This window comes from Sanguibacteroides sp. AM78-02pH3A, assembly GCF_027666085.1.
Lineage (GTDB): Bacteria > Bacteroidota > Bacteroidia > Bacteroidales > Marinifilaceae > Gabonibacter > Gabonibacter massiliensis.
Map to the genome: position 1 here is coordinate 20,678 of NZ_JAQEHX010000006.1, position 14,114 is coordinate 34,791.

General features: G+C 42.5%; 9 protein-coding genes and 1 tRNA gene. 3 read left to right on the forward strand and 7 right to left on the reverse strand.

The window, feature by feature from the left end; all coding sequences use genetic code 11:
- Nucleotides 1–83 precede the first annotated feature (83 nt).
- On the forward strand, nucleotides 84–1,685 hold the full coding sequence (locus tag PGR74_RS09920) for a YfcC family protein (RefSeq protein ID WP_270517044.1): 1,602 nt from the start codon (nucleotides 84–86) through the stop codon (nucleotides 1,683–1,685).
- Between the two features lie 55 nt (nucleotides 1,686–1,740).
- Here the strand turns inward: PGR74_RS09920 and gcvP are convergent, their stop codons facing one another.
- The 4 genes from gcvP to gpmI all read right to left on the reverse strand — a co-directional run bounded on the left by gcvP (nucleotide 1,741) and on the right by gpmI (nucleotide 7,601).
- Entirely contained in the window at nucleotides 1,741–4,629 is a 2,889-nt protein-coding gene (gene gcvP, locus PGR74_RS09925) for an aminomethyl-transferring glycine dehydrogenase (protein WP_041502743.1), read from the reverse strand.
- Nucleotides 4,630–4,995: 366 nt separating this feature from the next.
- Nucleotides 4,996–5,071: transfer RNA gene (locus PGR74_RS09930), tRNA-His, on the reverse strand.
- A 65-nt stretch (nucleotides 5,072–5,136) separates the two neighbouring features.
- Nucleotides 5,137–5,724 carry a DUF3109 family protein gene (locus tag PGR74_RS09935; RefSeq protein ID WP_041502944.1) on the reverse strand — a complete coding sequence of 196 codons (588 nt, stop codon included), beginning with the start codon at nucleotides 5,722–5,724 and terminating at the stop codon, nucleotides 5,137–5,139.
- A gap of 356 nt (nucleotides 5,725–6,080) precedes the next feature.
- Complete coding sequence (gpmI, locus tag PGR74_RS09940; protein ID WP_041505508.1) at nucleotides 6,081–7,601, reverse strand: 2,3-bisphosphoglycerate-independent phosphoglycerate mutase; 1,521 nt, start codon at nucleotides 7,599–7,601, stop codon at nucleotides 6,081–6,083.
- A gap of 221 nt (nucleotides 7,602–7,822) precedes the next feature.
- Here gpmI and PGR74_RS09945 point away from each other — a divergent pair, with 221 nt between their 5' ends.
- Entirely contained in the window at nucleotides 7,823–8,158 is a 336-nt protein-coding gene (locus PGR74_RS09945; protein WP_041502741.1) for a PadR family transcriptional regulator, read from the forward strand.
- Nucleotides 8,159–8,168: 10 nt separating this feature from the next.
- Entirely contained in the window at nucleotides 8,169–9,599 is a 1,431-nt protein-coding gene (locus PGR74_RS09950; RefSeq protein ID WP_270517048.1) for a PspC domain-containing protein, read from the forward strand.
- Between the two features lie 68 nt (nucleotides 9,600–9,667).
- On the opposite strand, the gene PGR74_RS09955 is transcribed toward PGR74_RS09950, so the two are convergent.
- Genes PGR74_RS09955 through PGR74_RS09965 form a run of 3 tightly spaced genes read right to left on the reverse strand, consistent with a single transcriptional unit; the run spans nucleotide 9,668 to nucleotide 14,114 of the window.
- On the reverse strand, nucleotides 9,668–12,874 hold the full coding sequence (locus tag PGR74_RS09955) for a S41 family peptidase (RefSeq protein WP_110688556.1): 3,207 nt from the start codon (nucleotides 12,872–12,874) through the stop codon (nucleotides 9,668–9,670).
- A gap of 17 nt (nucleotides 12,875–12,891) precedes the next feature.
- Nucleotides 12,892–13,227, reverse strand: coding sequence for a hypothetical protein (locus PGR74_RS09960; protein WP_041502738.1), 336 nt, complete (start codon nucleotides 13,225–13,227; stop codon nucleotides 12,892–12,894).
- On the reverse strand, nucleotides 13,227–14,114 hold the full coding sequence (locus PGR74_RS09965; protein WP_041505505.1) for a DUF4296 domain-containing protein: 888 nt from the start codon (nucleotides 14,112–14,114) through the stop codon (nucleotides 13,227–13,229). The genes PGR74_RS09960 and PGR74_RS09965 overlap by 1 nt, the downstream gene beginning before the upstream one ends.

Sequence of the window (14,114 nt, forward strand, 5' to 3'; positions counted from 1 at the left end):
GCAAATTTAAGAATTCTAATAAACATCCTATTTCACTCTCGTAATTATTTGTAAATTTGGCCACTCAATCTAATATCAAACCTATGCTGAAAAAAGTTCCCCATACTTATACTATTGTATTTTCAATTATTATCATCTGCGCCGTTTTAACTTGGATCATTCCGGGAGGCGAGTATGCCAGAGAAACCGTCGATGTCAACGGGATAGAACGCACGGTAATTAAAAGCGATTCTTTCCATGAAGTAACTAAAACACCTCAAACCTGGGAAATATTTTCGGCATTGTTCAACGGATTTGAAAAACAAGCCGGCATTATTGCTTTTATTTTAATCATCGGAGGAGCTTTCTGGATCATGAATAACAGCCGGGCCATAGACGTGGGTATTTTCTCTTTCTTACACTTTACCGCCAGTTTAGAACATTATTCATTTTTAAAAAAGATCGGAATTAATAATATCATCATGACAATGATCATGTTATTATTCAGTAGTTTCGGGGCCATTTTCGGAATGAGTGAAGAGACCCTTGCCTTCATCGTTATCATCATTCCTTTGGCCATCTCCATGGGATACGATTCCATTACCGGTTTATGTTTGGTATATGTAGCGGCCCACGTCGGATTTGCAGGAGCGATTCTAAATCCATTCACCATCGGTATTGCCCAGGGATTATCCGACTTGCCTCTATTCTCCGGTTTTGAATACAGATTACTTTGTTGGGTTATTCTAAATATCGTACTTATCGCTTTTGTCCTCCGCTACGCGGCAAAAGTAAAGTCCTGTCCCGCATCTTCGATCGTGTATGAAATAGATACCAATTATTGGCGCCGTACAGAGATAAAAAACGACGAAAAAATTGAATACTCATCCACAAAATCCGGCTGGTTCGTCTATTTTTTTATCTTGACCAGTCTCATTATTTTCTCGTTCAATTATCCGACAAGCACATTGAGTATCGGAGAACATACAAGTCTCACAACCTGTATCGTTCCTATTCTCACGATATTGTTCGCGATTTCCGGCTTTTTCGGAATCCGGAAATCATACCATTTCTTAATTCTCACCATCCTCGGTTTTACCATTATCTTCCTGATTATCGGTGTCATGGGCTATGGCTGGTATCTTCCCGAAATTTCCGGTCTGTTTTTAGCCATGGGCATATTTTCCGGATTTGCCGCGGGTAAGAATGCAGACAGCATCGTAAAATTATTTATCGAGGGTGTCAAAGATATATTGTCTGCGGCCCTGATCGTGGGATTAGCAGGAGGCATTATCATCATCTTACAGGAAGGACATATCATCGATCCTATTTTACACGCTTTGGCTACTTTAATGAGTGAGGTCGGGAAAGTGGCTGCCGTCGGGATCATGTATATCATTCAGACTTTTATCAACATCATTATCCCATCAGGTTCCGCGAAAGCCGCTTTAACCATGCCCATTATGGCTCCCTTCTCCGATGTTATCGGCCTCTCGCGACAAGCCACGGTAATGGCTTTCCAATTCGGAGACGGTTTCACGAATATGATTACTCCGACTTCCGGTGTACTGATAGGAGCCTTGGGTATCGCCCGTATCCCTTACGATAAATGGATTACATTTTTCTGGAAGTTTTTAATACTACTCATTCTTATGGGCTTTATCCTCCTGATTCCGACAGCCACCATACCATTAAACGGATTTTAAAATCATAAAAAAAGCTGCGTAAGTAACGCAGCTTTTTTTTTATCATAGAACCAGCTTATTTCTGATCGGCATAAGCATCAATCGGATCACAAGTACACATCAGGTTACGATCGCCGTAACCATCGTCTACACGACCCACCTGGGGCCAAAATTTATTTTCAGCCACCCAAGCTAACGGGTAAGCGGCCTTACTGCGCGGATAGGAGTGGTTCCACTCGTCAGCAGTCAAGACCTTATGCGTATGAGGGGCATTTTTCAACACGTTGTCCGTTTTATCGGCCTTTCCTTCCCCCACTTCAAGCATCTCCTCGCGAATGGTTTTCAGAGCTTCGATAAAACGATCCAGTTCCTCTTTCGGTTCACTTTCCGTCGGTTCAACCATCAAGGTTCCATGAACCGGGAACGACAACGTCGGAGCATGGAAACCAAAGTCCATCAAGCGTTTGGCTATATCCAATTCGGATATTCCATACTCTTTGTTAAACATATTGCAATCCCATATCATCTCGTGTCCAACACGTCCCCGTTTACCTTTAAATAAGATCTTAAAGCCCAACTTCTCGAAAGAAGAAGCCAAATAGTTGGCATTCAATATAGCCATCTCCGTAACCATCTTTAATCCCTTACCGCCTAACATCAACAAATAACCGTACGTTACAGGCAACATACCCACGGAACCGTACGGAGCAGCAGCCACCGCATGGATTCCATGTTCACCTCCGGTCTTCACCATAGTGTGAGTCGGTAAAAATTCTACCAGATGAGGTGCGACACAAATCGGTCCGACACCAGGACCGCCGCCGCCATGAGGCATTGCAAAAGTTTTATGCAAATTCAAATGACAAGCATCTGCACCGATAGTACCCGGACTCGTCAAACCGCATTGTCCATTCATATTGGCACCATCCATAAATACCTGTCCTCCATTTTCGTGTATGATTTGGCATAATTCTTTAATGGACTCTTCAAAAATTCCATGAGTAGAAGGATAGGTAATCATCGCTCCGATTAGATTATCCCGATTCTCGATCGCTTTCTGACGGAAATCTTCCACATCGATATTACCTTCCGGATCCGTTGCCGTCACGATAATCTTAAACCCGGCCATTGAGCTGGAAGCAGGATTCGTTCCATGAGCGGAAGCAGGAATCAAAATAACATTCCGGTGTCCCTCTCCGCGAGAAATATGATACTGACGAATAACCATCAAAGCCGTGTACTCTCCGGCAGCTCCGGAATTAGGCATTAAACTGCAACCGGCAAACCCGGTCACCTTACATAACATCTCCTCCGTTTCACGGATCATCTGCTGATAACCTTCAACCTGTGAAAGCGGAGCAAACGGATGCACCCCACCTATTTCCGGCCAGGTAATCGGCAACATCTCCACGGCCGCATTCAACTTCATGGTACAAGAACCCAATGAAATCATAGAGGTAGCTAATGAAATATCCCGACGTTCTAAGTTTTTCATATAACGCATCATTCCGGTTTCAGAATGATAAATATTGAATACGGATTGTTGCAAGAACTCATCCTCGCGCAACATGGAAGGTTCAAGAATCGTGCGGTCGTCAAGGAATTCAACCCGCTCCGCCACCTTACCGGCAGCTTTGGCAAAAATTCCGATAATCGTATTGATCTCTTCTTCGTTGATTTTTTCATCGGTAGATAAACCGACAACCTTACCGCAGCCGCAATTGCAATAAAAAAGATTGATCTCTTTTTCCAATGCCGCATCCCTAACGTTTTCCTGACAAACGCCTTCCGGTAACTCGAAACGTAACGTATCAAAGAATTTATTATGCTTCAGTTTATAACCGTATTTTTGAATCTCCGTAGCCAGAATAACAGCGGCGGAATGTATATGACGAGCAATCCTCACTAAACCTTCCGGTCCGTGATAAGCTGCATAAAAACCGGCCATCGTTGCATTTAACGCCTTGGCAGTACAGATATTCGAAGAAGCCTTTTCTCGCTTAATATGTTGTTCGCGGGTTTGTAAAGCCAACCGAAGAGCCTTGTTTCCCTGAGCGTCTATCGTCACTCCGATGATTCGGCCCACGATATTACGTTTATACTCTTCCTTGGTCGCCATATAAGCAGCATGAGGACCTCCGTACGCCATCGGAATACCGAAACGTTGAGTAGTTCCTACCACGACATCCGCTCCCCATTGTCCCGGAGGGGTCAACAATACCAAACTCATCAAATCCGCCACGACGGACAATAAAGCCCCGTTGGCATGTACCCGGTCGGCAAACGCCTTATAATCGCGAACCTCACCGTCAGCAGCAGGATATTGAATGATAGCACCGAAAACGTCCGGAGTAAATTCAAATGTATCGTAATCTCCATACACCAATTCGATGCCTTGCGGAACGGAACGGGTTACCAATACATCCTTCGTTTGAGGGAATATCTTGTTATCGACAAATAATTTATTGGCTCCAGCTTTCTTCATCTCTTTACTTCTCAAACCAAACATCATGGTCATAGACTCGGCAGCAGCAGTAGCCTCATCCAACAAAGAGCAATTGGAAAGCTCCATACCGGTTAATTCCACTATCATCGTCTGGAAATTTAACAAAGCCTCCAAACGTCCTTGTGAAACTTCCGCCTGATAAGGAGTATAAGAAGTATACCAAGCCGGATTCTCCAGAATATTACGCTGAATCACAGCCGGGGTAATCGTATCATAGTATCCCTGCCCGATAAAGGTACGATATAATTTATTTTTAGACGCAACCTTCCTCATCCGCGCAAAAAACTCGGATTCCGTTAAAGGAGAAGGTAAATCCAACTCTTTCTTCAATCGAATGGATTCTGGAACAGTTTGATCGATTAGTTCATCAAGAGATTTGACACCGACTACCTTCAGCATATCCTCGATATCTTCAGGACGTGGTCCGACGTGCCTCCACAAAAATTTTTCTGTAGCCATTTATTTTACTCTGATTATTAATAGTTTATATTCAATTCACTCGTTTCGTCAACGATTGTGTAAAAGTAACTAAAATTCTATTGGAGACAAAATATCTCTCGATATTTAATGGAAACAGACAATGATAGCACACGGAAAGGGATACGACAGCTTATCGTAGCTGTAGATTATCAGATAAAAGGATTCTGAGATATAAGGATTGGGTGATTGAAACGATAGATGATTGTAGATTGTAGATTTTAAATCGTAAATTGTAAATTAAATAAATCTAAAATCTACAATGCATGGAAGGGATTGGGAAAATCGAATTGAACTCCGTATTAAATACAAAAAAAAAAACGGTTAAAATCAACCGTTTTTATAGGCGGGTGGAAGATGGGGCTCGAACCCACGACCTTCGGAACCACAATCCGACGCTCTAACCGACTGAGCTACATCCACCATTTTGCTTTTGCGCTGCAAAGATAAAATAACTTTTTTTCTCTACAAAGAAAAGCATCTAAATTTTCAAAGCTTAAACTTGATTTTCCCCCGTTTTATCTCGTTTGCCACATAGCATAGCTGTTCGTACCACTCCGTTCCATACTTCTCAATCAAAGCATCTTTTAGAAAAATGTAAAGAGGAATACCTTTTTTTTCTCCCTTTATTTTCGCCCCCGCACAAATCTTCCATTCATCGTAATTAACTGCTTGATACGAGGGGTATCTGGTGATCCTAACCGGATACAAATGACAGGAAATAGGTTTGCGAAAAGTACTTTTCCCTTCCGTCCAGGCTTTTTCAATAGCACACCAACAACTTCCGTTTTCTTCAATAGCATAGGCACACTCCCCTCCATGAATCAAAGGCGTACCCAAATCGCCTTCCACATCAATAACGGCCCATCCCTGTTCTTCTACAGCCTGTATCCCCTCCGGTTTCATGTATAATTTAATGTTCTCGTAATTCTCCCGTATGTATTTCTCCTCTTCTTCTTCCAAAGGTGCCCCGGCATCGCCTTCAACACAACAAATACCTTTGCAAACCGATAAATCACAACAAAACTCTTTTTTGATCACGTCCAAGCTGACAATCGTATCCCCTATCTGTATCATGTAACTGAAAATTGAAATAAAACGGGCAAATTTAGTCATTTCTCATTACCCGACAATTTCCCGACCAATAAATCCATACGCCAAACCCGCAATTACAGATTAGCGAAACCGGATCATTAAATTGAATCACTTCATTGTAAATTCCAGATCGAATTTATAATTTACGAGTGAGTCTTGATATTACCTCCTCTAAATCGACCATCATATTAATCCCCTATTCATTGTAAATTTTAGATTTGTTTAATTTACAATTTAAAATCTACAATCACCCAATCCCTTAATCACCCAATCCTTATATCTCAGAATCCTTTTATCTGATCATTCACAACTAAATAACACATCCTCCCCGGGGATATTCAGACCAACAATGGTTTTCCTGTCATTTCCGGCGGGATAGGTAATCCCATAATAGTTAAAACCGTCGGAGCGACATCGGCTAAAACTCCATCCCGGAGATGATCACATTTAGAATCCGTCACCCAAATACATGGAACCGGATTCAGAGAATGGGCCGTATTGGGAGATCCGTCTTCATTCACCGCATTGTCCGCATTTCCATGATCGGCAATGATCAATACATCGTACCCGTTTTCCCGAGCGGCCGCCACCGTCTTTCCGACGCATTCGTCAACCGTTGCAACAGCTTTCTGAATAGCTTCATAAACACCCGTATGCCCTACCATATCCCCGTTAGCGTAATTCAAACAAATAAAATCCGCCTCCTTTCGTTTCAACTCTTCCACTATTTTTTCAGTCACGGTCGGGGCCGACATTTCCGGTTGCAAATCATAAGTAGCAACCTTGGGAGAAGGGACCAGTATCCGTTTTTCTCCGGCAAAGGGCTCCTCGCGTCCCCCGTTCAAAAAGAAGGTAACATGGGCATATTTTTCAGTTTCAGCAATACGCAACTGTTTCAAACCTAAAGACGCGACATACTCCCCAATGGTATTCACCACGTTCTCTTTATCAAAAAGAATATGCAATCCCTGAAACTTAGCATCGTAAGGAGTCATACAACAATAATACAAAGGAATGGTTTTCATTCCGAAATCAGGCTTGTCTTCCTGTGTCAACACAACCGTCAATTCTTTAGCCCGGTCATTTCGGAAATTAAAAAAGATAACCATATCTCCTTCCCGAATAGTCCCTATCGGATTCCCGTTTTCATCTACCCTGACAATCGGTTTTATAAACTCATCCGTTACCCCTCCCTCGTAGGATTCCTGTACCGCAGCAATGGCATCCGTTGCCGGTGTTCCCTTACCTCTTACCAAAAGATCGTAAGCCTCACGAATCCGTTCCCAACGAGAATCCCGATCCATAGCGTAATAACGACCGATCACGGAAGCTATCTTTCCGGTAGATTCAGCCATTTGCGCCTCCAGAAGTTGCAAAAATTCCTTTCCGCTACGAGGATCCGTATCCCTGCCGTCCATAAAACAATGCACGAAAGTATCTTCAATACCGTATTCCTTTGACAGCTCACAAAGGGCAAATACATGATCCAAAGAACTATGCACACCGCCCTGGGAAGCCAACCCCATAAAATGAACCCGTTTACCGTTTTCTTTAGCATAGGTGAAAGCTTTTACAATTTCCGGATTTCGAGCAATGGAATGATCCCGGCAAGCCCGGTTAATTTTCACCAAATCCTGATACACTACCCGACCGGCTCCAATATTCAAATGTCCCACTTCCGAATTTCCCATTTGTCCGTCCGGCAACCCGACATTCTCACCGCTGGTATACAATAAAGAGCGGGGATTATTATTGGCCAAAGCCGTAATACAAGGAGTCGGGGTACTCCCTATTGCATCCGAATGATCATGTTTACCGATTCCCCAACCATCCAAAATCATCAATAATACCTTTTTCATATCTATTTTTTTATCGTTTCCTTATTTTTTCGATGCAAAGTTAATCTTTATTATGAAGTTTAATTCACTCTATTCAAGTAAAATCCACGGAAACGTTTGCCTCTTGTCCGAGAGATAAATTCATGCTTAAAAAAATATTTTTTATTTTTATAGTACCATGTATTGCATAATACTATTTTTTATTTATATCTTTGCCATACACAAAAACAAATACGCAGGACATGAACATTGAAAACACACAAGCTCAAATGCGAAAAGGAATCCTGGAGTATTGCATTTTGTTGATTATCTCACAAAAAGACGTATACGTCCCTGATATTATCAACAAATTAAAAGAGTCCAGGATGATCGTTGTCGAGGGAACAATCTATCCCTTATTGACAAGGTTAAAAAACACAGGCCTCCTATCCTATCGATGGGAAGAATCTTTGCAAGGGCCTCCTCGGAAATATTATAGCATTACCGAATCAGGACGTCTTTTTTTAAAAGAGTTGGAAAACTCTTGGGAAGAGTTAACCTCTGCTGTAAATCATATTAAAGAAAATCACAACGCTTAATCCTATTACCATGAAAAAAACATACACCATAAATCTGAGCGGAAAGGTTTTTCATATCGATGAAGATGCTTTTGAAAAACTTCAGGATTACCTCAATACACTTAAGAATCATTACATAAAGGAAGAAGACGGGACCGAAATCATGTATGATATCGAAAGCCGTATTGCCGAACTTTTCATGCAATATCAAAAAGAAAACTTCCGGGAATCCATCGTTTTGGAAGACGTCGAGAAAGCAATCACGACCATGGGGAAACCGGCTGATATCATAGACGACGAGGAAGAAGCAGAAGAATCCAAAGGGAAACCCACACATAAACTGTACCGGGATCCGGATCACATGGTATTGGGGGGTGTCGCCTCGGGTTTGGCTTCCTATTGGGGAATTTCCATGATACTTATACGTATCTGCTTTATCCTTTTTTCACTATACTACGGCATTTTCATTTTAGTATATATCGTACTCTGGACAGTTATTCCCAAAGCCAAGAACTCCAGAGAAAAATTAGAAATGAAAGGTAAAAATATCAACATCCCCAACATCGAACGTTCGGTAAAAGAAGAGTATCAGGAAATAAAAATATCTCCGATACATCGGTTTTTCAGAAGGATAGGAGAGCTCATAAGTAGATTTTTCGGCGGGATAGGGAAAGCCATCGCTTTTCTCTTCGGTTTATCCGTTCTCTTATTCGGTATCGTATCGCTCTTTACATTCATATCGATACTATTTTTACCCAACTTAATGCCGTGGGCGGAAGCGTACGAAGAAGCCACCTGCATGGTTTCTCCTTTTCATCTTTTCATCCTTAAAATCTGCTTTTTCTTCCTAACCGTCATTCCCTGTTTATTCATCATTTTTCTGGCACTTAAAATATTGATCTCTTTCGAAAGTAACAATAGAACTATTCTGTTGCCGGCCGGAGTAATATGGTTAGTCTGTTTATTTCTACTGCTCATTGTCGGATTATCGGAAGCACAGAATTATACGCAACGAACAATAAGAACCAACACCTCAACGCTTCTCAGTCCGTTATCGAATAAAATCGTCATAGATCTCAAGGATCGCTACAATACAGGTTACAATACTAATAGATATCGATCGATTTTTAGAGTCCGAGATACAAAAGCATCCTTTTTGGTTTCTCCGGTTAAATTTTCCATCTACGCGTCAAAAGATGTCGAGGAACCCCAAATATTTTTCAATCGGAGTACCAATGCCTCGGACTATCTTAACGCGGAAGATAAAGGTATCCAAATCAACTGGGAGTTGAAGAACGATACCTTACGAATGGATAATTATTTCAAAATCGAAGGCCCGTGGAGGGGACAAGAGCTGTATATCAGGATTCTCTTACCCAGCCATTGCAAAATAGAATTTACGGAAAACGTACCCAGGGATCTAAAATTTTATTATCTCGAAGGCCAGATAAAAGAATACTGATAATTGGTTTTTAGTTAAACACTTCTCTATTGATTGACGAAAAGGGCGTTGCAGCGCCCTTTTCTTATTCATTTCCGATCGATCTCTCCCAACAACTCCTCCACAGCTTTTTCCAGCTGTTCATCCTTTCCCGAAACGACCTTTTCCGGAGAGTTAGCCACCTTCACATCCGGCTCCAACTGTTTGTTCTCCAAATAAGAACCGTCTGCCAGACGATATCCGACAATAGGGATACCGAAAACCAACGTCGGATCTTGTAAGCGCTCCCAGGAAACGCTTGTCATGGTACCCGGAACAGGCATCCCGACTAACTTCCCTATATTTTTATATTTATAGACCCAAGGGGTTCCGTGAGCATTCGAATAATTCGCTTCGCCTATAATCATAACGGATGGTTTGTTCCAACGACGGCTGGGCATATCACAGGCTTCCCGTCCTCTGACAACCTGAGTAAAATACTTTTCTCCGCTAAACAACACCTCGATGTCTTCGTGTAAACGTCCTCCGCCATTGAAACGAGTATCAATAACAATTCCTTCCCGATCATTGTATTTCCCCAATATATCGGAATAAATCGAACGGAAACTCGGATCGCTCATGCTTGCGATATGCACATAGCCCAACCGGCCGCCGGAAAGACGATCGACCTCCGCGGCCCTCTGTTTAACCCAACGTCTGTATAACAGCTGCCGCATACTGCTTTTAGAGATCGGTTTGATGACCTCTTCCCAACGCTCTTTCGATTCCGGATTATAGAAAGAGAATAACGTTTTCTCACCTCTCTTTTTATTTAACATAGGAAAATAGTCCATCCCGATTTCGATTTTTTTTCCGTCAATCTTTTCCAAAACGTCTCCGGCCCGTACTTTCGACCGGGCGTTATCGAAAGGTCCCTTTTCCAATATTTCCGTAACGATCAAACCCGGCCGACGCTCGTTCCATTCAAACAACAACCCCGTCTCGGCAGTTTCGTCTCCTCTCTCTTCCGGATAAAAACGACCGCCAGTATGGGACACATTCAATTCACCGAGCAGTTCACTCAACAACTCCGAGAAATCATGGTTATTGTTGATATACGGTAAAAATTTTTCATAATCCTTCGTCACGGCCGGCCAATCCACCCCATGCATATCTTTATCATAGAATCGCTTAGCCTCCTGCCGACGCACCCGGTCAAACATATAAGCCCTCTCGGCCACTTTATCCAATTCCATCATGGCCCTATACACGACAGGTGTTTGCTTATCGGATTGCAGATTAATCTTCTGCATATTCCGACTACCTAATAAAAAGAGATTGTTACCCGATTTATCCAGCACTAAAGAACCCCAGTTCCCGTTCAATTTATGCATCAGACGAGTATTTTTACTACGCAGATTCATCTCCCACAAACCAAGGCCGCCCTCAAAAGAAGCCAGATAATACAGCTTCTCCCCTTCCCGGCTCAAAACGGCATCTCCCAATTCGGAAGAGCTCGGAGTCAATCGTACGATCCGATCTTCTATTCCTTTCAACTCCACGACAATCGCTTTCCGTTGTTGTTTCTCCGATTTTTCCTCTTCTTTATAAGCCGACTTCTCCTCTTGCTTCAGCAACTCGTAATCCTCTTTACTCAACCTAAACCTATCGTAGGCATCCTGATTTAAAAAAACGATCATCACGTCTTCCAAAGAGCCCCACGAAGCATGATTCCTCATCCCGTAGCGTTCACTCGAAAACAGTATCGCATTTCCATCCAACACCCACCGGGGATTACCATTCGAATAGCCGCTACGGGTCAAATTGATAATTTGCCCTCCTCCATCCGCACGAACGATCCCGATATCCCCATAAGGATCATGTTTGTTTCCAATAAATTCCAAGGCGAACCATTTACCATCCGGAGACCATTTATAAGTGAAACCGTCTCCTGTTCGATAATGCATACTTCCATCGGTAATTTGCCGAACTTTCTTATTTTGCAGATTGACCACCATTAATTTATTACGGTCCTCTATAAAAGCCAACTCTTTACCGTCCGGAGAAAATTGAGGGGCAAAACGCTCCACGGAAGAGGCGGGTAATACGGCTTCTTCATCGATCAACGTGGCATTCGGAAAATTAATCTCCTCCTTTCGGGCCATCTTTGCCGTATAGATATTCCAATTTCCATCGCGTTCGCTAGCGTAAGCCAATGTCCGGTTATCAGGAGCAAAACTCAACCATTTCTCCTGTTCCGGAGTCTCGGTAACCTGCTTTGTCGTCACGTAATCCGTAGATGTAACGAACACCTCCCCGCGTAAAATCAAAGCAATCTGCTTACCGTCAGGTGAAACTTCGGCATCCGTCGCACCCGAAGTAAAAAGAAGCTCTTCTCTGTCATCAATGGCCTGATCTCCGCGAATTTCAACCGCAACCTTTTTAGGTTTCGACATTTCGTCTTTTATATAAATTTCTCCGTCATACCCAAAACATAAGCGTCCGGTATTGGCAATACTCAAAAAACGCACGGGACGATTTTTAAACGAAGTGACGGGCTCGACCCGATCCGGAACGGTCAGGTTAAACGAATAGATATTGAAAGAACCTCCGCGTTCACTTAAAAAGTAAACTTTCTCGTCTCCCGGGGCGAAAACAGGATTTCGATCCTCTCCCTGCCAACCGACCAGGTTCGTGTGTTTCTTACTTTTTATATCATAGAGATAAATATCCCGAGTGACCGAAGAGGTATGATGTTTACGCCACTCATTCTCTCCACCCTTCTTATCATGATACAGAAACCGTTTACCCGATTTGGAAAAACAAATGCTTTCCGCAGGCGTTCCCAACACCTGTCGGGGCCTTCCTCCATTGACAGAAACCGCATAAAGTTCCGTTAAAGCCGGGGAAGGGAACAAAGCGCTTTCAGTCGGATCCTGTATCTGAGCCCCATAAACAATTTCTTTTCCATCAGGAGTAAAAGCATACGGAATCTCCTTACCCGAATAAGTGGTTAACCGTTTAGGAGTTCCTCCCTCTGCAAGCATAATGAATATATCCAGATTCCCGTAACGATCACTCGCGAAAGCGATGTATTTACCGTCAGGAGACCAGATCGGGTAAGTTTCATACCCGGGATTCGTCGTTAATTGCTCAGCTCGCCCTCCATCTGCAGAAACTTTATAAATATCTCCCTTGTAACTGAATACAATTTGTTTACCATCCGGAGAGATACTCGGATAACGCATCCAAAGGGGACCCGCAGATAACACTCCCCAAATAAAAAATAAAACAAGTGTCAAATACAATTTACTCATCGTTCTTTATTTTAGTATTATACCAAACGTAAAACAGAAGCCTTCTCTGACCATCTGAAGTGCTCCCAATCAGCTCCTTGCACAAGAGCCAATCCAGTTCTCCAATCACATCTTTTATCATACATATCGACAATACACGATAACAAATCATCCCCGGGACACCAATCCCGTTTATCGCTCATTAAAAACCCAGCGACAATCATTCCCCCATAAAATTCCAAACCGGGAATCTCACGAATAAAACCTCCCGTGTTTACCACGTCTACGACATTCTGACCATCAATAACAACATATCCATTCCTCACCAAAGGATAACCCGGCAAGAAAATATAATTAGCCGCAATTTTTCTCATTATTTATTCAATCGATAGAGTTCCTTGTTACGCTCTTCTTCTTTCGGAGTTTGATACAGTTTAAATATACCCGTATTCCAAACCTTTCCGTTCCATTCTTTTTCTCCCTTTTTTGTCTCTTCCCCGGCCAGAATACGGATGCGAAGTCTGTTATAGGTGGAATCGGCCACGTAATAAGACCACTTATAATCTCGTTTAATCGAATCCATCACCACCCACGTATCACTGATCTTCAGCGTATCATTCTGATCCGAAAGCAAATAAGAAAGGATTTTATTACTCCTTTTCCTGTCCCGGTGTTCAAATTTCAGACTTGTCTCAAAATTATACATTCCGGGAGCAATACTATCCAATTCGATCTCGACATACGGATTCTGTCTATCTAACGTAACCGTATCCGTCATAACAATCTCTTTCGTCCAATTCCCGGCACACAATAAACCAATGAATTCATCTTCAATCCGGACAGAATCACAATCCAAAGTATCGAATACCCACATTTTATAACCCGGCATTAAATTTAAGGAGTCCTGACCCGTCAATTGCTTATAAATACGCGTTTTCTCCGTTAACCTGCGATTCAAAGAATCAATAACGACATCGTATATTTTAGTAAAGAGAGCCGTTTTAGCCGAATAATAATGGACGCATGAGTCAAACTCCGCCCGCGTGATTCCATACTTCTCGAATAAGTCATTATAATACATGTATTTTTTCCGGTCATCTCTACGGTCATTTCCCTCCTCCTCCATCCATACCACGAGAGCTCCGTCTGCCGTATGCATATCGATCAACAATGACGTGAATTCTTTTCTGTCTAAAGGGACTTTTTCCGAACAGGCCGTCATACAGGTTACTATCAATATAATCCACAATACATTTTTCAT